The following is a 21,304-nucleotide window of genomic DNA, read 5'->3' as shown; positions in this document are numbered from 1 at the left end:
CAAGCCCGGCGCCATCTCCGGCTGATTGAATGGCGACTCTCACTTGGAGTGCGCATGCTGCTAGGGCAATCGGTTTTCCAGTCGGTGTTGACCAGGCTGAAGGAAGACCAGGAGGAAAACGACGAGGCGCAACCACCCGAGCCGGATTTTCGAATTCGCGGGCTGGGTGCGGGTTTCGTCACGCCGGACGGCCGCCCGGCAGGGGCGGATGCCGATACCGGCGCCTATTTCGACTATCTGAACGACTGGCCTGCAGACACGCAGAACGGCAAGGCGGCAACGGCGGCAGCAGCAGAAGTCGCGACGGTCGCAGAACCACCGGAAGAACAACCAGAGGAAAAAGAGCCGGTCATGCCGGCGCATCTGGAGCGATTGACCGAGGCTGAAATCGCAGAAGACCTGGCGATCACCAGCCGCGATACGGAAGCGAGCCTGAACGACAAGCGGCGGCAATTCGCCAAGGAAAATCATCCCGACGGCGTGGCACCACAATTTCGCGACAATGCGACGACCCGCATGAAGATCGCCAACCTGATGATCGACAGGGCCATCAAGGAACTTTTCTGGCGGCGATAAATCAGGCGACGACAAGAGTTTCCGGCTCATCACGCCGGTTCAGCCTTGCCCCGCGGCTCCTGCACCTCTGATCGGCCTGGCTTTATTCCTTGTCGGCCGGTTTTGCCCTGTCGACCCACAGCTTGTAGGCGGCATAAAGCCCAAGCGCCCCGACGATTGCAGCCCAGAATGTCGCCCCCGCATACAGTTCGATACCGGCCCAGATGAAGCAGACCAGCGGGATGACAACCCTGCGCCAGGCGGCATCGTAAAAGGGATGGTTCGGGTCGATCATTCTGTCCTCCTGCCGGGCATGATGGCCTTGCGCCACCATATCCGGGGTGGAGACAAAAATTGCAAGACGCAGGCCGCGCGAAGATGAATACCGCAAGGCCAATTGTCGAATAGCAATCAAAGAGAATCAGGTGCGATCTGGAGCGTAAAGCAATTCCCGCTGAATGCGCTGATCAAGCGCGTCCACCACTGCCGACAGGAAGTCCTTGCGACGCGGATCTGTTGTCGCCTCGGCGGATATCTTGAGCGGACCGCGGATATTGCGCATAAACCCCAGGTGATCGAACGTGTCCGAGGCGACGTTGACTTCGACCTCATCCATGAAATGCGCCACGAGAGGAACCAGCTTCAGGTTGGCATCCTTCTGATATTGGGCTGCCATGTGCTGAGCGAGCCTGCCCATCTGCACGTAGGGGCCGAACGTGGCACTCATCTAAATCTCCTTGAGGACTTGCGTGAGAGACTTAGATAGGAGCTGTAAGCGCCAGTGCGATATCTCTTTCGAGAATGATCGCGATAATACCATTTATCGCGAGCCATCCCGCGAAAAGCCGCTGGTCTGGACCAACATTGTTCGGCTTCGAACGGCTGCGCGGAACTCAAAACCGGCTGCGGCAATGATTCATAACCAAAATCAGTCGCTCAGCAAAGAAAATGGCGCACCCGACAGGATTCGAACCTGTGACCTTTGGAATCGGAATCCAACACTCTATCCAGCTGAGCTACGGGTGCAAACCGTGTGGGCGATGACTCGCCCAAGTCCGATTTGAGGTTCTTACCCTAGCTCGTGTGACGCTTCAATGCCAATACGTGCTTGACCATCGGAAAAATCACGGGCCGGTCAATCATGATGCGATCATGGGCGAAGCGCGGCTCCGCCGGCATGACCGTTCATGTATGGCACAACACCTGATCCGACACCGCAAACGGCCTCACCGTGTCGGAACCCGGCTTCGCCACAGGCATTGTTCCTGCAGCAAGACAATCAACAGGAGGCGATCATGGTCAACGACAACAAGGCGCGCGATGCGATAGAAGGCGGCAGCGGCAGGCAATCCGATAAAAAGCTCTCCGGCCGCCATCCCGTCGCCGGGCCTCACGCCAAGGCGCACCTGACGGATTACGACAAGACGCCCGGTACCGGCTCGCTTCCTGCGAGAAACAGTCCCGACGCGGATGCCGGCCCCGACTGATATCGATAGCGGGCCGGCAAAACCTCGCCGCCCAAATCGAACCTGCCAAACATTGCCGCCCGCACTGACAATGGTTCAGCCCAGCGGGCGGCTTTGCACTTGCTCCGCCATAGCCTCGGGGATAACACCGTTCGCAAGGCAAAAACGGGCATGCATCCATGACATCGGAAACCATATCCCTCTACGATGCGATCGGCGGTGACCGGACGGTGCGGGCACTGGTCAGGCGTTTCTATCAGCTGATGGACACCTTGCCCGAAGCGGCAAACTGCCGGGCTATCCATCCCGAAAGCCTCGAAGGCAGCGAAGCCAAGCTTTACGATTATCTCACCGGTTATCTCGGTGGCCCACCCGTCTATGTGGAGAAATACGGCCACCCTCGCCTTCGCTCGCGCCATCTCGGTGCCGGGATCGGCCCGGCCGAGCGCGATGAATGGCTGCTCTGTTTTCGTCGCGCACTCGACGAGACGGTCGAAAACCACAAACTGCGCGAGATCATCTGGCCGCCGATAGAGCGATTGGGCCATCACATGCAGAACAGGGAATAGTGTCTTGGAAAGACTCAAAAAATTGCGACCGCTAATCCTGCTTGTCAGCGGCTTGATGGGCATTGCCGGCGTTTCTCTTGCCGCTGCCGCAAGCCATGGCGGCGATGCGCATCTGCTCGGCTCGGCCTCGACGATGTGCCTGGCACATGCGCCGGTGCTGCTCGCTCTTTATATCGGCCATAACGCGTTCCGCAGCGCGACGCCTGCAGCCCTTGTGCTTGGTCTCGGCACGATCATCTTTGCCGGCGACCTCGTCTCGCGACATTTTTTCGGCGACAGGCTGTTTCCCTTCGCGGCACCGACGGGCGGCATGCTGATGATGCTCGGCTGGTTGACGGTCGCCGCGGGAGCTTTTCTCGGACAGCGGAAAATCTGAATGATCACGGGCCCCTGCCCCGAACGGGATCCGGGGCGAAGGGGCTGCCGCGTGTGTCCCTGATTTACCGTCGGAACGGCAGGACACGTCCCGCCTGCAACCGCGGAACGGTTGTCGGGCTTAAGCCGGCCTGGGCAGGAAAGGCAACGATATTGCTTTGGCGCGGGTCGTCGCGATCACGCGATGCCAGGATCTCGTAGAGTTCGGGCACCAATCCCTCGCCGTTCTGTTCCGCCAGCTTGTGCAGGCCGATAAACAGCGTGGCGTCAGGACGCTCGTCTCTCATCACTTCTTTCCTTCATCGTCTGCAGCGCGCGTTCAAGGCTCGATTTCGAGCCGTTGCGCAGCGGGACGAAGGCGACACCGAACTTCTTGCAGCCGGTCTTCACCCTCAGACACGCATCATGGCTGATACAGTCGATGGGGCAGAAAACGCAGTCGACCGAGGGAAGCACGGTATCGATGCGCGAGACCGCTTCGCGCAGACCACCGTCATGATGGATCAGTTCCGCGCCGTGACGCGTGGCAATCGCCCGCAGATGCGCAACCTGGCAATCCCGGCCACCGACATAAAGGAAGCTGCGGACATCGATTGCGTCGCGATCGATTTTTGCCGGCTGCGTTGCAGCTGCAGCCTCGTTCGCGCCGCCGTTTTTCCGTTTCTGCTTCTTCGCCATCACGCCTCGCCTGATCGATTCTCATCTCGGGAACCTTCGGTAAGCGGCACCTTAGATAAGTTGAGTATCAGAGTAAAGATTAAACGTGAGGCGAATACTCATATTTATTCGCACCGCAGCAAGCCCTGGCGACGACCCGATTGAAAGCTCCGGAAGATCGGCGGCCGCGCCGGTATTGCCTATATTCCTTCGACCGAGATCATCTTGATACCGACGAGATTGTCCCGCTCGTCGGAAACGATTTCGCCATATCCGATGGTCCGGCCGTTTACCTGCAATTCGACCGGTTCGCCAAAACGCCGGTCGAGCTTGAACAGTACCCCTTCCTTCGCCTCCATCAGTTGGGCGACGGAAACCCTGGCCCTGCCGATCAGCACATGGACTTCGACCGGTATGTCGCCGACCCGCGCCCGTGGCGCCGGTTTCGGCATGACGGAAAGTGCCTCCGGAGGAAATTCCGGAATGTTCAATGGCGGCCTTTCAGCAACGTCATCGCTCATGATTATCACCTTTTTGAAAGACATTGAGTATTGTGCGAGTCAGGTGAAAATATACGGCGGCGGCAGCCGGTTCGCCCTGCACCGGCTGTAAACCTTAATGATCCCTTAACTTCCACAGTTGACGGATCATAAAGAACCAGACGTGACACGCAGTCACGAAAATCGAGGGAAACGCCCTAGCCGCTATGCGTCGTGCGGGTCCTGACGACTGTCGTCGCACGCATCCGTTTGAGCGTCGAGAGCGGCAATCCGACCTTGGCGAGTGCGTCGACGAAAAACGTATCCTCCGGCTTGGCAAAGGTGACGACCATGCGGTCCTTCATCACGTTGCGCGACGCGCAGGTGAAGACGATCTCGTTGTCGCCAAGGCTAAGATAGAAATGGTCCGGCAGGAACTCGATCGTGGCCGCCTGGATCAGCGCACCGGTTTCGCAGATGCCGATCACCTGAACCTGAAGGCTCGAAAACGACTTCACCCCGCCATTCGGATAGACGGCACGGGCCGCAATCCTGGTCTTGCGATAACGGATCTTCGGATTGTCGTTCGCTCCGTAAAATTGCGCCAGGTAGTGGCGATGTCTGCCGTTGTCCAACATGGCTGCGATCCGGAATGGTTAAAACAATCTTAACACCGTACCGCAGCGGGAAAACATGTTCAATTGTCAGATCTAGCAGTACCTTGAGTGCCACGCCCCCATGACCGGCATCGCGACTGGGCGTCACAGCAAAGTTTTACCGTTTGATAAAAATTTAACCCGTGTTATCTTTCGCCCAATAGTTGTCCATGACCATAAAAGAGGGAACTCGGATGGAGCGACTGGGAAGCGGGATAGAGGCCGGGCGCCTCGCGTCCGACGAATACGCATCGAATTTTTCCGACCTTCACCCGCGCCTTGGGGCTCATGAGGCGCTGGTGGAAAGCGACCGCTGTTATTTCTGTTATGACGCGCCGTGTATGACGGCCTGTCCCACCGCCATCGATATCCCGATGTTCATCCGGCAGATATCGACTGGCAACCCGCTCGGATCGGCAAAAACCATATTCGACCAGAATATTCTGGGCGGCATGTGCGCCCGCGTCTGTCCCACCGAAACGCTCTGCGAAGAGGCCTGCGTCCGCAATACCGCTGAAGACAAGCCGGTCGAGATCGGCAGGTTGCAGCGTTACGCGACCGACACGGCGATCGATGCCGGGCGGCATTTCTATGAACGGCAGCAGCCGAGCGGAAAGACGGTTGCGATCGTCGGCGCCGGGCCGGCAGGCCTTGCCGCCGCCCATCGGCTGGCCATCAATGGCCACGAGGTCGTCATTTTCGAAGCCCGCGAGAGATCCGGCGGCCTCAACGAATACGGTATCGCCAGCTACAAGGCAGCCGACGACTTCGCCCGAAGGGAGGTCGATTACGTCCTGGCCATCGGCGGCATAACCATCGAACACGGCAAGGCACTCGGCCGCGACTTTTCCCTCGCCGATCTTTCCACCCAATATGACGCCGTCTTTCTTGGCATGGGGCTTTCGGGCGTCAACGGGCTCGGCATCGAAGGCGAAAACCTTGTCGGCGTCGAGGACGCGGTCGATTTCATTGCCGGCCTGAGGCAGACGGATGACAAGGCATTGATCCCGATCGGCCGCCGCGTCGTTGTCATCGGCGGCGGCATGACGGCGATCGACGCCGCCATCCAGGCAAAATTGCTCGGCGCCGAGGAAGTGACGATCTGTTATCGCCGCGGCAAGGCCGACATGAACGCCTCCCCTTACGAGCAGGATCTTGCCGCGTCGAAGGGCGTCATCATTCGCCACTGGCTGGCACCGAAATCGCTAATCGGCAAGGACGGCCCCCGCGGCGCTCACGTCGCCGGCATCGAGGTGGAATATACCACGCTCATTGAAGGCCGCCTGACCGGCACCGGAGAGACCGGCGTCATCGCCGCCGACCAGATCTTCAAGGCCATCGGCCAGACTTTTTCCGCCACCGGCCTCGGAGCGTTGCAGTTCGACCGCGGCAAGATCGCCGTCGACGCGGAGGGACGCACGTCGATCGACGGCGTCTGGGCCGGCGGCGACTGTATCGGTCGCGGCGAGGACCTGACCGTATCGGCCGTCGCGCAGGGCAGAGACGCTGCCGAAAGCATCAACCGGGCTCTTGGCGCAGCATCGCGGCAAGCCACTGCAGTCGCTTGAAAGGGCACGACCATGGCTGATATCCGCAACAATTTCGTCGGCATCAAATCCCCCAACCCGTTCTGGCTGGCCTCCGCGCCACCGACCGACAAGGCCTATAATGTCGAGAGGGCCTTCAAGGCCGGCTGGGGCGGCGTCGTCTGGAAGACGCTCGGTGAACAGGGACCGCCGGTCGTCAACGTCAACGGCCCCCGTTACGGGGCGATCTGGGGCGCCGACCGCCGCCTTCTGGGCTTGAACAATATCGAGCTGATCACCGACCGTGACCTCTACACCAATCTCATCGAGATGAAGCAGGTGAAGAAGAACTGGCCGGATCGCGCCATCATCGCCTCGATCATGGTCCCTTGTGAGGAAGCTGCCTGGAAAGCCATCCTGCCGCTCGTGGAAGAGACGGAAGTCGACGGTATCGAACTGAATTTCGGCTGTCCGCACGGCATGTCTGAACGCGGCATGGGTGCCGCGGTCGGTCAGGTGCCGGAATATATCGAGATGGTGGTGCGCTGGTGCAAGCAATATTCGCGCATGCCCGTCATCACCAAGCTGACACCCAACATCACCGATATCCGCCAGCCCGCCCGCGCCACCAAACGCGGCGGCACTGACGCGGTATCGCTGATCAACACCATCTCCTCGATCGTCTCCGTCGATCTCGATACCTTTTCGCCCAATCCTTCGGTCGGCGGCAAGGGCAGCCACGGCGGTTATTGCGGCCCGGCGGTGAAACCGATCGCCCTCAACATGGTGGCCGAGATCGCCCGCGATCCGGAAACATATGGCCTGCCGATTTCCGGCATCGGCGGAGTGACCACCTGGCGCGACGCCGCCGAATTCCTCGTCCTCGGCGCCGGCAATGTGCAGGTCTGCACGGCGGTGATGACCTACGGCTTCAAGATCGTCGAGGAGATGATTTCGGGCCTCTCCGCCTGGATGGATACGAAAGGTCACCGCACGCTTGACGACATCACCGGCCGCGCCGTGCAGAATGTTACCGACTGGCAGTATCTCAACCTAAACTACATCGCCAAGGCGCATATCGACCAGGATGCCTGCATCAAATGCGGCCGCTGCCACATCGCCTGCGAGGACACGTCCCACCAGGCGATCACCGCGATCGTCGACGGCAAACGGCATTTCGAGGTCAAGGAAGAAGATTGCGTCGGCTGCAATCTCTGCGTCAATGTCTGTCCGGTCGAAAACTGCATCACCATGGAGGCGCTCCCGGTTGGTGCCCTCGACAAACGCACCGGCCGCACGGTCGATCCGACCTACGCCAACTGGACCACCCATCCGAACAACCCGATGGCACGCCCGGCGGCGGAGTGAATCCCGAAACGATGCATCAGCCGCCTCAAAGACGGCTGATGGCCCGATGCCCGAACACCTTCCTGTAGGCGGCCGGACTTGTCCCCAGCCGCTTGCGTTGCACGCAGTGCAGCCGAGCCAGTTCTTAGGCCTCCTGTGGACCCAGAGGATGTGTTGCGCGGCGGAATACAGATCATGGAAAAGCTTGCTGCCTGCGATCTCAAAAGCATTGCGACCGACACGAACGACGTAGCCAGTACCGTCCATGCGGAACCACAACGACCGCGTGCTATGGGCCTAGCCGTCTTCACTTCCATCGCATAAGTCTTCTGCTGCTCACGCTTGCTGTAGAAGATCCCCAGCGGGCTTCTGCCACCAACTACATCGGTCGTTGCTGCGGACTTGAGGGGTTCCACCGCCTTTGCCATTGCTATGGCCCTTTGCATCAGCATCACCGTTGCTGCCATGCTATCCGATCAATAGCCTGCTGAAATTCAGGGCAACCGAAGAGTTGATTCGCGGAGCAGGCTATGATCCCCCAGTTACCGACCGATAATCTGTACAAGTTTACCACTCTTGGCGGGATCATAATAATGATCTTCTGCTTGTGGTTATCCAGGGATACTGCACTGCAGTTGGACAACAGCACCTTTAGATACATCCAGGCCTATAACCAGTTCGATTGGGTTCTGACGGATATTGAGAGTGATCAGGCCAGACTCGATGTCCAAATGGATCGCGTAGAACGGCTAGCTAATGAAGCAAAAAAACCGGAGAACGCCAATAACGCTGAAAAGGCTAAGATCGCAATCGAAGCATACGATGAAATGAAAGTCGTCTACGAGGAAACTCGAAAAAAGCGCGCAGGCGTGCGGAAGGCCAACGCCGAAGCCAATACGCAGAATATGGAATTAAAGCTCCTCCAAGATCGTTTTGACCGCGATTTGAGTTTTGTCAAATGGCTGTTCCTTGGGGGTGCAGCGATGGCGGCGTCCGGAATCTCATTGTGGTATTTCAAACATCAGCGATATCAAGACGAACTACTTCAGGTTCAGTTGGAAAATGCACGTATACCTTCTGCAACACTGACCGTACTTAACAGCGGCGATGCATCAAAAGAGAACTGACACAAAGCCTCTCTGTTGCTAAAATTTCAGACCTAATTGCGGTTAGAAGGCGGATTATTAAAATGGTTAAGGGCGCTCCCGTGCAAAATGACAAAGAGGCATCTCAACGTAAAACGTGTTTCGTTATAATGCCAATTTCTGATGTCGACGGTTATCCGACTGGACACTTCGGCGAGGTCTACAAGCAGTTAATCGAGCCAGCGGTTGTTGCTGCCGGATATGAGTGCAGTTTGGCCACTACCACCAGCGCCTCTCACATGATCCAACTTGATGTTGTTACGAAAGTCGCCACGGCTGATCTTTGCATTTGCGACCTATCCACGAACAACCCCAATGTTTTGTTCGAGTATGGCATTCGCCAAGCATTCGATAAGCCAACGGTGCTTGTCAAAGATGATAAGACCCGACGAATCTTCGACCTGTCAGGTTTTCGTGACATCGAATACGACCACACTCTCCGGATTGCAAATACGCTCGCAACTAGGTTGGCAATAGCAACGGCAATATCAGACACCGTGAATGGCGTGGGTGACGACGAGCAAATTTTTTCACTCGTCAAACTGATGAAATTAACCAAAGCAGCGCTGCCATCTGGAGAGGTGTCCAAAGATGACGCCCGATTTGCGCTTCTTGAGAAAAAACTCGATAGCGTCCTGGGGACACTCACAAGATCATCAATCGGAAATCCGACAGTAAGAATTTCCGACCCGGCAAAGCGGGGAAGAATTCAAATGAGAGAAAGGTACCGTTACTCAGAAAGATGGGCCGTTGGCTTCGGCGAAGATGCCGTGATTTTGGAGGATTTAGCAAACAAAGACACTAGAGTCTTTGAAGACCATGCCAGTCTGGAAAAGACAGAATTCTGGCAATCGTTGAGCACGCGCGATCATAACCACTTCCTTGACATGCTTAGGAAATTCTCGCCGAGCTATATTCCGTTCTAAACTTGCCGATATCGTATCAGCAGGCAGACCAGCAGATACATCTTTTTGCGGAGCACTACTGAGGTGTACGCCACTTTTCACTACCCTATCCGGCGAAGCAATCGGACAACCTGCCCCGGCCCCACTCCCCGCCGCGCGGTGTTCGAGCAGCACGTTAATTGAGAGAGTTAGCAATTGCTGCCGGCGGATCAACGCCGCTGCCCTTGAGCGCTCTAATGGTCTGATTAAGGCTATCTGCAAAACGATCCGCTCTTTCCTGCTTCTGCGCATTTGCGCCGCCAAGCAAATTCCCATGCTGTTTAGCTATCGCGAGCGCTGCCTTTGTCCGCTTGCTGATTTGCTCACGTTCCTCTTGCGCTACCGGTGCAAGGAAACCATTGACAGCGAGATGAACGCCGCCTGATCGTGCCCGCACGCCGCGCAAAGCCGGCCCGAAAACAGAAACCCGGCCGGCGAGACTAAAACACAACCGTCCGTAATAGGAGATAGGCGCTCATGCTGCAGGGCAACATAAATACGTGAACACGATACACGTTAATCGCGAAGTGTCGGATTGGACAAGAATTTTAGCTTGAACTACTAAGAGCAATTGCTCAAAATGCGAAATATTGCTCGAATCCAACCATATGAAAGACCTCCCGACAAAGCAAATATTGCCATCTCGGAAGCATTTTAACCAGCAATTAGTTTAGCCATGACAATAGTTTAGTGCGGCATCCTGACACGTCCCCTAAAGACGCGCAGCGGGCTGATGTGTTGGGCAAACTAAGTGGTGTGTATTATGGCATTTCGAGATATGGCCATTTCGAAGAAACTCGGTCTTGTCACCGTCGTGATGGGCCTTTCCTCCCTGATTATTGCGGGCATCGCAGCATCCGGCCTCTACGGCCTGCAGAAAGCGATGATTTCCGTTGGCGCCCGCGAAGAAGTCGCCCGCGAAGCGATGGACCTGCGCGTCGACATCATCGCCATCAGCCGCATGACCTACCAGCTGGCATCGGCGCCGGAAAAGGCGAAGGACTTCCGCGCCGAAACCGACAAGCGCGCCGGCGAAATGCTCGCCCGCCTGCCGAAGATCGAATCCACCGCCGATGCGACCGAAAAGGATCAGCTTAAGGCGATCCGGGCGGCGCTGGAGAGCTATTTCGGCGCAATCCGCGGCATGGTCGATACCGCCGAGAAGAATACGACAGACACGGCGGCAATCGCTGCCGCCTTGAAGACCGCGCTGGACGGCCAGAAGGTCGTCACCGACACGGTCAAGGTCTACAGCACCTATTCCGGAACCTCGCTCGGCACCGCCCGCGGCAATGCCGTCGCCTCCTCGACAACCGCCATCCTGATTTCGGCGGCGTCTGCCGTCGCCTTCATCATCATCGGTGCCACGATCAGCATGATCGTCTCCCGCCGCGGCATCGTCAGCCCGATCCGGACCCTGACCCTGGGCATGAACCGCCTTGCCAATGGCGAACTCAACGATCTCGGCATAGACACCAACCGCCGCGACGAGATCGGTGAAATGGCCCGTGCAGTGGAAGTATTCCGCACCAACGCGCTCGCCATGGACCAGTTGAAGGCTCAGGAAGCGGCTCTCCATCGCAACAGCAGCGATCTGCAGTCCAGCATCTCGGCCGTCGTCGCCTCCGCCGTCGCCGGCGATTTCTCCGGCCGCATCTCGAAGGACTACCAGAACGACGACCTCAACCGCTTTGCATCCGGCGTCAACGAACTGGTCGCAAGCGTCGAAGCGGCGACAACCGAAGTCCGCCGTGTCATCGCAGCGCTTGCCGATGCCGACCTGACGCAAAGCATGAACGGCCAGTTCCAGGGCGCCTTTGCCGAACTGCAGGTCAACGTCAACAACACCATGGTCCGCCTGCGCGGCACGATGAACAACGTCCGCGCTGCGGCCGGCACGATCAACAACAACTCGGCCGAACTGTCGTCCGCCGCAAACGACCTCTCCAAGCGTACGGAACAGCAGGCCGCCGCATTGGAAGAGACGGCAGCGGCCCTCGACGAGATCACCGCGACCGTGCGTGCCGCCTCCTCGCGTGCCACCGAAGCCCGCGACATGGTGCATGCCACAAAGCAGAGCGCCACCAAGTCGGGCGACATCGTCCGCTCGGCCGTCACTGCCATGGGCCGCATCGAGGACAGTTCCAGCAAGATCGGCCAGATCATCGGCGTCATCGACGAGATCGCCTTCCAGACCAACCTCCTGGCGCTGAATGCCGGCGTCGAGGCAGCCCGTGCCGGTGAAGCCGGCCGCGGTTTTGCCGTCGTCGCTCAGGAAGTCCGCGAACTTGCCCAGCGTTCGGCCAATGCCGCCAAGGAAATCAAGGGGCTGATCAGCACCTCGGCTTCGGAAGTTGAAGGCGGCGTGGCACTGGTGCGCTCCACCGGCGATGCGCTTCTGGAAATCGAAGGCCTCGTCAACAAGGTCAACGAACACGTCGAATCGATCACCACGGCGGCCCGCGAACAGGCAACGGCACTTGCCGAGATCAACTCGTCCGTCAACCACATGGACCAGATGACCCAGAAGAACGCCGCCATGGTCGAAGAAACCACCGCCGCCAGCGAAACGCTGGCCGAGGAAAGCCGCCAGTTGCAATCGATCCTGCAGAGCTTCAAGCTCGGCAACGGCGAACAGGGACAGTCGCGCGGCATTCGTTACGCGGCCTGACGACGCAGCAACCGACGAAAACAGAAAAGGCCCGGCATCGTCCGGGCCTTTCCTATTGGGGCTCTGTCTTTTTACGAGACACGCACCGTCGGCAACTGCCACCTGAGGCTGATGGCCGCATTTGATCGAGGTCAACCGCAGGTCGGCAAGCGTCACGCTAGTCAGCGAAGCCTTATGTTGCGCTGCACACATCCATCCGGGTGGCAGCCTCCGATCGCTGCTCCAGCCCCCATGGATATCGAATGAACGCCAATACCCCCCTCTCGCAGACCATCGAAGCGACCCCGGTCGCCGCCCATGGGTCCCACGGCTCCCACGGCAACCCTGCCGTCGTTGGCCTTGCCGGTTTCGGCATGACCACGATCGTGCTGCAATTCCACAATGTCGGCTGGGCCTCGCTCGGCCCGGTGATTTGGACCGGCCTGATCTTCGGCGGCCTCGCCCAGCTGATCGCCGGTCTGCATGAAGGCAAGATCGGCAACAATTTCGGCTATAGCGCCTTCACCGCCTATGGCTGCTTCTGGATTTCGCTGTGCCTGATCCAGATCGGCAATGCGACGGGCCTTTTCCCGATCAGCGAGACCGATCTCGGCTGGTTCCTGGTGATCTGGGCGGTCTACACCGCCGTGATGACGCCCGGCGCCATGCGCGCAAGTACCGGCCTAGGCCTCGTCTTCATCACGCTCTTCATCGGTTTCGTGCTGCTCGTCATCGGCCATTTCGGGCCGCATGTCTTCAATGTCGTGGCCGGTTATGAACTGATGGTCTGCGGTGCGATCGCCCTCTACGTCATGGCCCACACGATATACAAGGATGCCTTCGGCCGCGACGTCCTGCCGGTCGGAAAGCCGATGATCGGCTGATCACCGCCATTGAACCTTAAGGCCCGGCCGCTGCCTGAAACAGGGCCGGCCGGGCTTTTCCATGTCTGCAATGATGCCTGCAACGTCGCCTTATTCGCCGCTGGACGGCTCGCCCAACAGATCAAGCATGGAGCGCAGCGCCCGTGTGACGTGACGCTCCGAATGATGAAGCGCCGAAAACCGCCTGAGCGGCATGGCGAAATCGACCACATGCAGCCGGCCCGAAAAGGAATGCGACGACGCCGCACGGCTGGAGAGAACCGTTGCCGCCAGCCCCGCCTCCACCGCCGCCATCGCAGCCTCGTTCGATGGCATTTCCAGGACGACCGACAGCATGTGCGGATCGATGCCAAGGCCTGCCAGATGCGCCTCGAAGGCGGAGCGCGTGCCTGAGCCCTTCTCGCGCATGATCCAGTTGGTTTCCAAAAGATCGGCCGGACGAAGCCCGCCGCCCCTCGCCCAGGGATGCCGGCTGCCGACCACCAGCACGAGGCGGTCCTCGGCCACCGCCTGCTGTTGCAGCCCGTCTGTCGACACCTCGCCCTCGACGACGGCCAGTTCCGCCGCGCCGGCCAGAACCGCGTCCGCCGCACTCTGCGTATTGCCGACGGTCAGCCTGAGATCGACGCGTGGAAAACGCTCGTGATAGGCGACAAGCCTTGCCGGCAGCCAGTAGCTCGCCACCGTCTGGCTGGCATGTACCCGCAACAGGCCGGAAGCCGAACCGCCGAGATCGGCAAGCGCCAGTTCCGCAGCCCGTGCCCGCTCCATCACTCCGCGCGCCTCGTCGACGAAAAGCCGTCCCGCCTCCGTCAGCGCGATACCGCGCCCGACCCTGTCGAACAGGATGACGCCGTGCCGCGCCTCCAGCGCCTTGATCGCCGCGCTGACCGCCGATTGGGTGAGATTGAGCCTTTCCGCCGCACGCGTCAGATGTTCCTGCGTCGCCACTTCCAGGAATATCCGCAATTGCTCGAGCGTCATGGCCGTTCTTCCCAGGTCTTGACCGGCGGTCATCCGGCATGGTGATACGTTGCAGGCCTATACCTTAACCGGCCACGTCGATGACGACCCGGCCGCGAACCTTGCCCTCAAGAATATCCTCGGCCAGCTGCGGCAACTTCGACATCGGCTCGACGGTGGTCATGCTGTCGAGCTTGGCGGTGTCGAGATCGCGGGCAAGCCGCTTCCACGCATCGAGCCGCAGTGCTTTTGGCGCCATGACGGAATCGACCCCGATCAACGCCACGCTGCGCAGGATATGCGGCAGCACCGTGCCGGGCAGATCCGCCCCGCCGGCCAGTCCGCAGGCGGCAATCGCGCCGCCGCGGACGGTTTGCGCAAGCGCGTTCACCAGCGTTGTCGAACCGACGCTGTCGATACCGCCGGTAAAACGTTCTTTCTGCAGCGGACCGCCCTTCTGCTGCAGCTCCGCCCGATCGACAAAACCCGTCGCACCAAGCGAGGCGAGATAGGCATGGGTCTCGGGTCGCCCGGTAGAGGCCGTAACCGTGTAGCCGCGCGCCGCAAGCAGCGCCACGGCAACCGACCCGACGCCGCCGGCTGCTCCCGTGACGAGAACCTCACCCTTGCCGGGCTCGATCGAACCCCATTTTTCCAATGCGTCGACGCAGAGCGCCGAGGTATAGCCGGCCGTACCGATCGCCATTGCCTGCGCCATGGAAAATACATCCGGCAGCGGGATGAGCCATTCCGGCTTGACCCGCGCGAAGCGGGCGTAAGCCCCCCATTCGGTTTCCGAGAGCCCCCAGCCGTTCAGCACCACCCTGTCACCGGCCTTCCAGTCGGGCGAGCGGGACTCGACGACCGTGCCGGCCAGATCGATGCCGCCGATCATCGGCGTGCGGCGGGCAATCCGCCCCTTGCCGCTGATGGCCAGCCCATCCTTGTAGTTGAGCGACGAATAGGCGATCTCGACCAGCACCTCGTGATCCGGCAGATCGCTGATGGCGACATCGCGCAAAGATCCGGCCGTCTTGCCATCGACGGTATCGATGACCATCGCCTTAAAAGTCTCAACCATGATGTATCTCCTGTTGTTTTCCTTGACGAAGGGCATCTAGCGCTGAATCCGGAGCGATCCATTGATACGGCTCATGAACGCCGACAATGGAACGGTCATGGTGACGCAGCCATGCGACGCTTTTTCGAAAGCCACAACGACCACCTGGGCGCAGATCCGCGACGCTGTGATTGATATTCATTCGATAAAATCGAACAAATCAACAAGATTTATCAATTGGATTTGACGTTCTCCATAACGGAGTATGTTTTTCGAAATCTGCATCATTTTTTGGAAATTTACCGATGTCTCTTCCGATTTCGGCAGAACGCCTCCATACGCCGCTTTTCGCGATACGCTCTTTCCTGCCTGGCCTTCTGCTGACCGCAGCAATCGCCGCAACAGCGCTGGCGATACGCGCCGCGACCGGCTGGGCGGCTCTCAGTCCCCTGATCCTTTCCATCATACTGGGAATGACAATCCGCAACACATTGAATTTGCCGGCAACACTTGAGCCCGGCATCGGTTTTTCCCTCAAGCGGATCCTCCGCGCCGGCATCGTGCTGCTTGGACTTCAGGTCACGCTGATGCAGATTTTGTCGCTCGGCGGCGCGGCGCTTGTCACCGTCGCTCTGACGCTGGTTGCCACCTTTGTTGCCATCCGCATCCTCGGCAGGGTCATGGGTGTCGATCCGCAGTTGACGGATCTGATCGCCGCCGGCACTTCCGTCTGCGGCGCATCGGCGGTGATTGCCGCCAATACCGTCGTCAAAGGCAGGCAGGAACACGTCGCGTACGCGGTCGCCTGTGTCACCCTTTTCGGTTCGATATCCATGCTTGCCTATCCGCTGCTGGCATCGCCGCTTGGACTGGATCAGCGCGCCTACGGCCTGTGGTCCGGCGCCACCATCCACGAGGTCGCCCAGGTGGTTGCCGCATCCTTCCAGGCGGGCGATCTCGCCGGCCAGTTCGGTACGATTTCCAAACTGGCGCGCGTCGTGCTGCTGGCACCGCTGATCATGACGCTCGCTTTTGCCGCACGCTCGACGACCGAAAATGGCAAACGCGTAACGGCACCCATGCCCTGGTTCGTGCTCGGATTTGTCGCCATGATGCTGGTGAACAGCTTTGTCGCGATACCGGCCGAAGTTGGCGGCACGCTCGTCATGCTCACCAACTTCCTGCTTTCCATGGCTTTGGCCGCGATGGGCCTGAACGCGAACATCGCCAAATTGCGCGCCGAAGGGTGGCGCCCCTTGGCGCTCGGCGCCTTCGGCTGGATCTTCATCGCGGTCGTCGGTTACGCCATGCTGAAACTGCTAGGCTTCTAGAACAGCACCTGGCCTGTTCTAGAATTGTCGTGTTGAGACGAAGAAAAGGCTTGGGGCGCACCGCGTATCTAAGCGATCGCGAAACGCCCCAGATCAACAGCACCCGACCGGCACTCTGCGACGATCAGCAAGGTTTCGGTCGACCTTCAGGTAAATCTTCCCCGCGAATGGCTTCGTCGTGATACCAGCACATGTCGACGACCGACAGAACCACGTCTGCGGATACCAAAGGCGCGGTCAGCCCGTTGTCGAGCCGCCGCCGCTGCGGGATTAACGGAAACTGGTAGATTTTTGCACTTTCACGATGGACGCTCCTCATCCGATCGCCTCCTCACCCAATTGCATTAAGCGGTCAGAAACGATTTCTGCCCATTTTTTAATCCAATTGCACTAATTTACATCATTTGCATGCGGTCCGCCAGAGGGAAATCGGATCAATTGGCGTTAACAACGTCCCAATAGGCGTGATTGATCTGAACGCACGATGATCCGGCAGGTTCCGCAGCGCCAAGATGCAATCGCGGCACAAGCCCATTTCGTAAGCAGAATCAGCCGCGAAAGACAGGGCCGGAACCGCCTGCGACATCAGGAACGACATTTTTTAAGCCATCCAGCCCGTTCTTCGATCAAACTGGCACGGTCATTGCCTTTATGTGTCCATGCCCGGAATGTGGGGCGGCAAGCGCCGCACATCCAGGATGGCTCAACCATGAACCACGGCCTGAGAGATAAAACATGACCAAGTATAAGCTCGAGTACATCTGGCTCGACGGCTACAAGCCGGTAGCGAACCTGCGCGGCAAGACGCAGATCAAGGAATTCGACGCATTCCCGACCCTCGAACAGCTTCCGCTGTGGGGCTTCGACGGTTCGTCGACCGAGCAGGCCGAAGGCCATTCGTCCGATTGCGTGCTCAAGCCCGTTGCCGTTTACCCGGATCCGGCCCGCACCAACGGCGTACTCGTCATGTGCGAAGTCATGATGCCTGACGCTGTCACCCCGCATCCGTCGAACACCCGCGCCACCATCCTCGACGACGAAGATGCATGGTTCGGCTTCGAGCAGGAATATTTCTTCTACGAAAACGGTCGTCCGCTCGGCTTCCCGGAACTGGGCTACCCGGCTCCGCAGGGTCCTTATTATTGCGGCGTCGGCGCCAGCAATGTCGGCCCGGTTGCTCGCGAAATCGTCGAAGAGCATCTCGACCAGTGCCTCGCTGCCGGCATCAACCACGAAGGCATCAATGCCGAAGTGGCCAAGGGTCAGTGGGAATTCCAGATTTTCGGCAAGGGCTCCAAGCGCGCCGCCGACCAGATCTGGATGGCCCGTTACCTGCTGCAGCGTCTGACCGAGCAGTACGGCATCGACGTCGAATACCACTGCAAGCCGCTCGGCGACACCGACTGGAACGGTTCGGGCATGCATTGCAACTTCTCCACCAAGTTCATGCGTGAAGTTGGCGGCAAGGACTATTTCGAAGCCCTGATGGCTGCTTTTGCCAAGAACTGGAAAGAGCACATCGACGTTTACGGCCCGGACAACGACAAGCGCCTGACCGGCAAGCACGAAACGGCTCCGTGGAACAAGTTCTCCTACGGCATCGCCGACCGTGGCGCCTCGATCCGCGTTCCGCATTCCTTCGCCAACAACGGCTACAAGGGCTACCTCGAAGATCGCCGCCCGAACTCCCAGGGCGACCCCTACGCGATCGCTTCCCAGGTTCTGAAGACGATCGCAGAAGTCCCGACTGCAAAGTCGGCTGCTGCCTGATCAAGATCCTCCCAAGGATAAACGGAAACGCCGGCCTCAGCGCCGGCGTTTTTCGTTGGTGGGGAATAGGTAGTTGCCGCTTAATCCCCTCACTTGCAATTTCTGAAACTTAGCTGCGCTAAGATTTCGAAATTGCTTTCTCTCCCACGAGGGGAGAGATGCCGGGGAGGCAAGCTCGGCTCCCTCCCTCTCCCCCTGTGGGAGAGGTTACAAAATCAAGATCTTAGCCAAAGGCTAAGTCTCAGATTTTGTTGGTGAGGGGATCGCCTCCAGCCACGACAGAAGCGCCACCCTACCGCACCCGCAGCCCATCCATGAACAGCTGCTCCAAAAACCGTGCCGCGTCTTCGAAACGTCCGTCGCCGGCATGGCTCTGTCCGAGCACCGCCCTTACCTGAACATCGAAATCGGCATAATGCTGGGTAGTCGACCAGATCGAGAAGATCAGGTGATAGGGATCGCATTTGGCGATCTTGCCGGCGCGCGCCCAGGCGCGGATAACCTCGGCCTTTTCGTCCACCAACTGCTTGAGTGGCCCCTTCAATTCGTCTTCGATGCGCGGCGCGCCCTGCAGGATCTCGTTGGCGAACAACCGGCTCTCGCGCGGAAAATCCCGCGCCATCTCGAGCTTGCGGCGAATATAGGAGCGGATTTCCGCCTCCGGATTGCCGTCCGCGTTGAACACCCTCAGCGGCTCGAGCCATGTCGACAGCACCCGGTCGATCAGCTGCCTGTGCATCGCTTCCTTGGTGCGGAAATAATAGAGCAGATTGGGTTTCGACATGCCGGCCGCTTCAGCGATCTGATCGATCGTCGAGCCGCGAAACCCGTTGACGGAAAACACGTCGAGGGCAGCTTCCAGAATGCGCTCCTCTTTCTCCTCCTGGATCCGCGTTCGCCGCTGCGTCTGCGCAGCTCTCGGTATAGCCATGCCCTGCCACGTCTCCTTATCCCATGCCATCGGCAAATTTCTGAAAACATCTGAAGCTGTGACGATTTTCAGCTTGAGTGATGCGGTGGAATTTGTAAGCTTTTACCAGGCGGTCAAATTATCGGCGACAAGCATAACAAACGCAATGCCGATCTTCCGAACCATTGGTGACAAGCCTTGAGGTATCGGACAGGACCAACGGGAACAACAGGCATGCTGCCTTCCGGCAGTGCATGAACAGGCGAGGACATAAAATCATGGTGGCAGCACCGGGCGAGAACCTGCGCGTCAACGGCGACCGTCTCTGGGACATGTTGATGGACATGGCGAAGATCGGCCCCGGCATTGCCGGCGGCAACAATCGCCAGACCCTGACCGATGAGGACGGCGAGGGCCGCCATCTGTTCAAGCGTTGGTGCGAGGCAGCCGGCATGACGGTCGGCGTCGATAGGATGGGCACGATGTTTGCCACCCGTCCCGGCACCGATCCGGATGCCCTGCCCGTCTATATCGGCAGCCACCTCGACACCCAGCCGACCGGCGGCAAATATGACGGTGTTCTGGGCGTGCTCGCCTCACTGGAAGTCGTCCGCTCGATGAACGACCTCGGTATCAGGACGAAACACCCGGTCGTCGTCACCAACTGGGCCAATGAGGAAGGCGCGCGTTTTGCACCCGCCATGCTCGCATCCGGCGTTTTTGCCGGCATTCACACACTCGATTACGCCTATTCCCGCAAGGACCCGGACGGCAAGACCTATGGCGACGAGCTGAAGCGCATCGGCTGGCTCGGCGACGAAGAGGTCGGCGCCCGCAAGATGCATGCCTATTTCGAATATCATATCGAACAGGGCCCGATCCTCGAAGCCGAGGAGAAGCAGATCGGCGTCGTCACCCATTGCCAGGGCCTGTGGTGGCTGGAATTCACCTTGACCGGCAAGGAAGCCCATACCGGCTCCACCCCGATGGACATGCGCGTCAATGCCGGTCTCGCCTTTGGCCGGATCATGGAAAAGGTTCAGGAGATTGCCATGGCCGAACAGCCGGGCGCCGTCGCCGGCGTCGGTCAGGCCTTTTTCACACCCAACTCCCGCAATGTTCTCCCTGGCAAAGTTGTCTTCACCGTCGATCTGCGCACACCCAGCCAGGAAAAGCTCGATCGGATGCGGGCGAAAATCGAAACTGCGGCTGCGGAAATCTGTGAAGCCCTCGGCGTCGGCTGCTCGGTGGAAGCCGTCGGCCATTTCGACCCGATCACCTTCGATCCCACGCTGGTCGGCCGTGTCCGGGATGCCGCCGAAAAACTCGGCTACAGCCATATGAACATCATTTCCGGCGCCGGCCACGATGCCTGCTGGGCAGCGCAAGTGGCGCCGGCCACGATGATCATGTGCCCCTGCGTCGGCGGGCTTTCGCATAACGAAGCCGAGGAGATCTCCAAGGACTGGGCCGCCGCCGGCTGCGATGTTCTGTTCCATGCGGTGGTGGAAACGGCGGAGATTGTCGAGTGAGTGTCGACATCGCCATAGAGCGGCCGAACCAGCCCGAAGTGATCGCCCTGATCGAGCTTTCCGACGCCTATATGGCATCACTCTACCCACCCGAGGGAAATTTTGCGGTCGATCTGGATGCCTTGTCGCAGCCGGACATTTTCTTTCTGGTCGCAAGACTGGACGGCAAAGCCGTTGGCTGCGGCGCGATCAAATGGTTCGAAGACGGCAGCGCCGAACTGAAGCGCATCTTCGTCCATGACGAAGCCCGTGGCCACGGCATCGGACGAAAGATCATGGCTGGACTTGAGGGGCTGGCAGAAGCACGGGCCGTCGACCGGCTTTATCTCGAAACCGGACCGCTGAATGTAGAGGCGGTGCGGCTTTATGAGGCGCTTGGTTACAGCACCTGCGGCCCGTTTGCCGATTACGCGGAAAACCCGCATAGCCTGTTCATGACCAAGACCCTGAGACAACGGGAGGCTGCCCAATGAGCGCCCCCTTGG

General features: G+C 59.2%; 24 protein-coding genes and 1 tRNA gene. 14 read left to right on the top strand and 11 right to left on the bottom strand.

The features are described 5' to 3' along the window. Nucleotides 1-54 precede the first annotated feature (54 nt). The gene (locus tag AC2GXZ_RS03440) at nt 55-576 is read left to right on the top strand and encodes a hypothetical protein (protein WP_483757712.1); all 522 of its coding nucleotides are present in this window, start codon (nt 55-57) and stop codon (nt 574-576) included. Between the two features lie 82 nt (nt 577-658). Here AC2GXZ_RS03440 and AC2GXZ_RS03435 read toward each other — a convergent pair whose 3' ends face one another. The 3 genes from AC2GXZ_RS03435 to AC2GXZ_RS03425 all read right to left on the bottom strand — a co-directional run bounded on the left by AC2GXZ_RS03435 (nt 659) and on the right by AC2GXZ_RS03425 (nt 1,581). Then, nucleotides 659-850, bottom strand: coding sequence for a DUF3329 domain-containing protein (locus AC2GXZ_RS03435; RefSeq protein ID WP_483757711.1), 192 nt, complete (start codon nt 848-850; stop codon nt 659-661). A gap of 126 nt (nt 851-976) precedes the next feature. After that, nucleotides 977-1,282 (bottom strand): hypothetical protein, encoded by a 306-nt coding sequence (locus AC2GXZ_RS03430; RefSeq protein ID WP_483757710.1) that lies wholly within the window; start codon nt 1,280-1,282, stop codon nt 977-979. A 222-nt stretch (nt 1,283-1,504) separates the two neighbouring features. Continuing rightward, a tRNA-Arg gene (locus tag AC2GXZ_RS03425) sits at nt 1,505-1,581 on the bottom strand. Nucleotides 1,582-1,850: 269 nt separating this feature from the next. Here AC2GXZ_RS03425 and AC2GXZ_RS03420 point away from each other — a divergent pair. The 3 genes from AC2GXZ_RS03420 to AC2GXZ_RS03410 all read left to right on the top strand — a co-directional run bounded on the left by AC2GXZ_RS03420 (nt 1,851) and on the right by AC2GXZ_RS03410 (nt 2,966). Continuing rightward, on the top strand, nt 1,851-2,042 hold the full coding sequence (locus AC2GXZ_RS03420; protein WP_483757709.1) for a hypothetical protein: 192 nt from the start codon (nt 1,851-1,853) through the stop codon (nt 2,040-2,042). A 158-nt stretch (nt 2,043-2,200) separates the two neighbouring features. Continuing rightward, nucleotides 2,201-2,590 carry a group II truncated hemoglobin gene (locus AC2GXZ_RS03415; RefSeq protein ID WP_483757708.1) on the top strand — a complete coding sequence of 130 codons (390 nt, stop codon included), beginning with the start codon at nt 2,201-2,203 and terminating at the stop codon, nt 2,588-2,590. A 55-nt stretch (nt 2,591-2,645) separates the two neighbouring features. Beyond that, nucleotides 2,646-2,966: a DUF423 domain-containing protein gene (locus AC2GXZ_RS03410; RefSeq protein WP_483758253.1), complete on the top strand. Its 321-nt coding sequence runs from the start codon at nt 2,646-2,648 to the stop codon at nt 2,964-2,966. Nucleotides 2,967-3,030: 64 nt separating this feature from the next. On the opposite strand, the gene AC2GXZ_RS03405 is transcribed toward AC2GXZ_RS03410, so the two are convergent. From AC2GXZ_RS03405 to AC2GXZ_RS03390, 4 genes are all read right to left on the bottom strand, one after another. Then, a complete protein-coding gene (locus AC2GXZ_RS03405) occupies nt 3,031-3,252 on the bottom strand; it encodes a hypothetical protein (protein WP_483757707.1) in 222 nt (73 codons plus the stop codon). Continuing rightward, nucleotides 3,233-3,643 carry a DUF2325 domain-containing protein gene (locus AC2GXZ_RS03400; protein WP_483757706.1) on the bottom strand — a complete coding sequence of 137 codons (411 nt, stop codon included), beginning with the start codon at nt 3,641-3,643 and terminating at the stop codon, nt 3,233-3,235. The genes AC2GXZ_RS03405 and AC2GXZ_RS03400 overlap by 20 nt, the downstream gene beginning before the upstream one ends. Before the next feature lie 179 nt (nt 3,644-3,822). Further along, nucleotides 3,823-4,143, bottom strand: coding sequence for a FliM/FliN family flagellar motor switch protein (locus AC2GXZ_RS03395; RefSeq protein WP_483757705.1), 321 nt, complete (start codon nt 4,141-4,143; stop codon nt 3,823-3,825). Nucleotides 4,144-4,319: 176 nt separating this feature from the next. After that, nucleotides 4,320-4,739, bottom strand: a complete 420-nt coding sequence (locus AC2GXZ_RS03390) for a hypothetical protein (RefSeq protein WP_483757704.1) — start codon at nt 4,737-4,739, stop codon at nt 4,320-4,322. 212 nt (nt 4,740-4,951) lie between these two features. Between AC2GXZ_RS03390 and AC2GXZ_RS03385 the strand changes: the two genes are divergently transcribed. The 6 genes from AC2GXZ_RS03385 to AC2GXZ_RS03360 all read left to right on the top strand — a co-directional run bounded on the left by AC2GXZ_RS03385 (nt 4,952) and on the right by AC2GXZ_RS03360 (nt 13,253). Then, entirely contained in the window at nt 4,952-6,325 is a 1,374-nt protein-coding gene (locus tag AC2GXZ_RS03385; protein WP_483757703.1) for an NAD(P)-dependent oxidoreductase, read from the top strand. A gap of 12 nt (nt 6,326-6,337) precedes the next feature. Beyond that, nucleotides 6,338-7,651 (top strand): NAD-dependent dihydropyrimidine dehydrogenase subunit PreA, encoded by a 1,314-nt coding sequence (gene preA / locus AC2GXZ_RS03380; RefSeq protein ID WP_483757702.1) that lies wholly within the window; start codon nt 6,338-6,340, stop codon nt 7,649-7,651. Between the two features lie 509 nt (nt 7,652-8,160). After that, the gene (locus AC2GXZ_RS03375) at nt 8,161-8,757 is read left to right on the top strand and encodes a hypothetical protein (protein ID WP_483757701.1); all 597 of its coding nucleotides are present in this window, start codon (nt 8,161-8,163) and stop codon (nt 8,755-8,757) included. A 62-nt stretch (nt 8,758-8,819) separates the two neighbouring features. After that, nucleotides 8,820-9,701 carry a hypothetical protein gene (locus AC2GXZ_RS03370; protein WP_483757700.1) on the top strand — a complete coding sequence of 294 codons (882 nt, stop codon included), beginning with the start codon at nt 8,820-8,822 and terminating at the stop codon, nt 9,699-9,701. Between the two features lie 781 nt (nt 9,702-10,482). Next, nucleotides 10,483-12,390: a methyl-accepting chemotaxis protein gene (locus AC2GXZ_RS03365; protein WP_483757699.1), complete on the top strand. Its 1,908-nt coding sequence runs from the start codon at nt 10,483-10,485 to the stop codon at nt 12,388-12,390. 242 nt (nt 12,391-12,632) lie between these two features. Further along, entirely contained in the window at nt 12,633-13,253 is a 621-nt protein-coding gene (locus AC2GXZ_RS03360) for an acetate uptake transporter (protein ID WP_483757698.1), read from the top strand. Nucleotides 13,254-13,343: 90 nt separating this feature from the next. Here the strand turns inward: AC2GXZ_RS03360 and AC2GXZ_RS03355 are convergent, their stop codons facing one another. After that, complete coding sequence (locus AC2GXZ_RS03355) at nt 13,344-14,237, bottom strand: LysR family transcriptional regulator (protein ID WP_483757697.1); 894 nt, start codon at nt 14,235-14,237, stop codon at nt 13,344-13,346. A 64-nt stretch (nt 14,238-14,301) separates the two neighbouring features. Then, nucleotides 14,302-15,297: an MDR family oxidoreductase gene (locus AC2GXZ_RS03350; protein WP_483757696.1), complete on the bottom strand. Its 996-nt coding sequence runs from the start codon at nt 15,295-15,297 to the stop codon at nt 14,302-14,304. A gap of 284 nt (nt 15,298-15,581) precedes the next feature. Between AC2GXZ_RS03350 and AC2GXZ_RS03345 the strand changes: the two genes are divergently transcribed. Next, the gene (locus AC2GXZ_RS03345) at nt 15,582-16,607 is read left to right on the top strand and encodes a YeiH family protein (protein WP_483757695.1); all 1,026 of its coding nucleotides are present in this window, start codon (nt 15,582-15,584) and stop codon (nt 16,605-16,607) included. Nucleotides 16,608-16,731: 124 nt separating this feature from the next. On the opposite strand, the gene AC2GXZ_RS03340 is transcribed toward AC2GXZ_RS03345, so the two are convergent. Continuing rightward, nucleotides 16,732-16,926: a DUF2735 domain-containing protein gene (locus AC2GXZ_RS03340; protein WP_483757694.1), complete on the bottom strand. Its 195-nt coding sequence runs from the start codon at nt 16,924-16,926 to the stop codon at nt 16,732-16,734. A gap of 416 nt (nt 16,927-17,342) precedes the next feature. On the opposite strand from AC2GXZ_RS03340, the gene AC2GXZ_RS03335 reads away from it, so the two are divergent. Next, a complete protein-coding gene (locus tag AC2GXZ_RS03335; protein WP_483757693.1) occupies nt 17,343-18,377 on the top strand; it encodes a glutamine synthetase beta-grasp domain-containing protein in 1,035 nt (344 codons plus the stop codon). 292 nt (nt 18,378-18,669) lie between these two features. On the opposite strand, the gene AC2GXZ_RS03330 is transcribed toward AC2GXZ_RS03335, so the two are convergent. Further along, complete coding sequence (locus AC2GXZ_RS03330; RefSeq protein WP_483757692.1) at nt 18,670-19,308, bottom strand: TetR family transcriptional regulator C-terminal domain-containing protein; 639 nt, start codon at nt 19,306-19,308, stop codon at nt 18,670-18,672. Nucleotides 19,309-19,565: 257 nt separating this feature from the next. On the opposite strand from AC2GXZ_RS03330, the gene AC2GXZ_RS03325 reads away from it, so the two are divergent. Both AC2GXZ_RS03325 and AC2GXZ_RS03320 read left to right on the top strand, forming a co-directional pair. Beyond that, nucleotides 19,566-20,819, top strand: coding sequence for a Zn-dependent hydrolase (locus AC2GXZ_RS03325; protein WP_483757691.1), 1,254 nt, complete (start codon nt 19,566-19,568; stop codon nt 20,817-20,819). Further along, a complete protein-coding gene (locus AC2GXZ_RS03320) occupies nt 20,816-21,292 on the top strand; it encodes a GNAT family N-acetyltransferase (protein ID WP_483757690.1) in 477 nt (158 codons plus the stop codon). The genes AC2GXZ_RS03325 and AC2GXZ_RS03320 overlap by 4 nt, the downstream gene beginning before the upstream one ends. Nucleotides 21,293-21,304: the final 12 nt, after the last annotated feature.

The sequence above is a fragment of the Aliirhizobium sp. YIM B11859 genome (assembly GCF_057163345.1).
Note: the sequence above shows the minus strand (reverse complement) of the source record. Positions and strands in the feature narration are given on the sequence as shown.

Bases quoted from the DNA above. Each gene is read 5' to 3' on its own strand.
- AC2GXZ_RS03420 (WP_483757709.1), top strand. From the start codon at position 1,851: ATGGTCAACGACAACAAGGCGCGCGATGCGATAGAAGGCGGCAGCGGC.
- AC2GXZ_RS03340 (WP_483757694.1), bottom strand. From the start codon at position 16,926: ATGAGGAGCGTCCATCGTGAAAGTGCAAAAATCTACCAGTTTCCGTTA.
- AC2GXZ_RS03355 (WP_483757697.1), bottom strand. From the start codon at position 14,237: ATGACGCTCGAGCAATTGCGGATATTCCTGGAAGTGGCGACGCAGGAA.
- AC2GXZ_RS03350 (WP_483757696.1), bottom strand. From the start codon at position 15,297: ATGGTTGAGACTTTTAAGGCGATGGTCATCGATACCGTCGATGGCAAG.
- AC2GXZ_RS03400 (WP_483757706.1), bottom strand. From the start codon at position 3,643: ATGGCGAAGAAGCAGAAACGGAAAAACGGCGGCGCGAACGAGGCTGCA.
- AC2GXZ_RS03325 (WP_483757691.1), top strand. From the start codon at position 19,566: ATGGTGGCAGCACCGGGCGAGAACCTGCGCGTCAACGGCGACCGTCTC.
- AC2GXZ_RS03375 (WP_483757701.1), top strand. From the start codon at position 8,161: ATGATCCCCCAGTTACCGACCGATAATCTGTACAAGTTTACCACTCTT.
- AC2GXZ_RS03430 (WP_483757710.1), bottom strand. From the start codon at position 1,282: ATGAGTGCCACGTTCGGCCCCTACGTGCAGATGGGCAGGCTCGCTCAG.
- AC2GXZ_RS03385 (WP_483757703.1), top strand. From the start codon at position 4,952: ATGGAGCGACTGGGAAGCGGGATAGAGGCCGGGCGCCTCGCGTCCGAC.
- AC2GXZ_RS03345 (WP_483757695.1), top strand. From the start codon at position 15,582: ATGTCTCTTCCGATTTCGGCAGAACGCCTCCATACGCCGCTTTTCGCG.
- AC2GXZ_RS03395 (WP_483757705.1), bottom strand. From the start codon at position 4,143: ATGAGCGATGACGTTGCTGAAAGGCCGCCATTGAACATTCCGGAATTT.
- AC2GXZ_RS03335 (WP_483757693.1), top strand. From the start codon at position 17,343: ATGACCAAGTATAAGCTCGAGTACATCTGGCTCGACGGCTACAAGCCG.
- AC2GXZ_RS03405 (WP_483757707.1), bottom strand. From the start codon at position 3,252: ATGAGAGACGAGCGTCCTGACGCCACGCTGTTTATCGGCCTGCACAAG.
- AC2GXZ_RS03370 (WP_483757700.1), top strand. From the start codon at position 8,820: ATGGTTAAGGGCGCTCCCGTGCAAAATGACAAAGAGGCATCTCAACGT.
- AC2GXZ_RS03390 (WP_483757704.1), bottom strand. From the start codon at position 4,739: ATGTTGGACAACGGCAGACATCGCCACTACCTGGCGCAATTTTACGGA.
- preA (WP_483757702.1), top strand. From the start codon at position 6,338: ATGGCTGATATCCGCAACAATTTCGTCGGCATCAAATCCCCCAACCCG.
- AC2GXZ_RS03330 (WP_483757692.1), bottom strand. From the start codon at position 19,308: ATGGCTATACCGAGAGCTGCGCAGACGCAGCGGCGAACGCGGATCCAG.
- AC2GXZ_RS03440 (WP_483757712.1), top strand. From the start codon at position 55: ATGCTGCTAGGGCAATCGGTTTTCCAGTCGGTGTTGACCAGGCTGAAG.
- AC2GXZ_RS03410 (WP_483758253.1), top strand. From the start codon at position 2,646: ATGGGCATTGCCGGCGTTTCTCTTGCCGCTGCCGCAAGCCATGGCGGC.
- AC2GXZ_RS03360 (WP_483757698.1), top strand. From the start codon at position 12,633: ATGAACGCCAATACCCCCCTCTCGCAGACCATCGAAGCGACCCCGGTC.
- AC2GXZ_RS03435 (WP_483757711.1), bottom strand. From the start codon at position 850: ATGATCGACCCGAACCATCCCTTTTACGATGCCGCCTGGCGCAGGGTT.
- AC2GXZ_RS03415 (WP_483757708.1), top strand. From the start codon at position 2,201: ATGACATCGGAAACCATATCCCTCTACGATGCGATCGGCGGTGACCGG.
- AC2GXZ_RS03365 (WP_483757699.1), top strand. From the start codon at position 10,483: ATGGCATTTCGAGATATGGCCATTTCGAAGAAACTCGGTCTTGTCACC.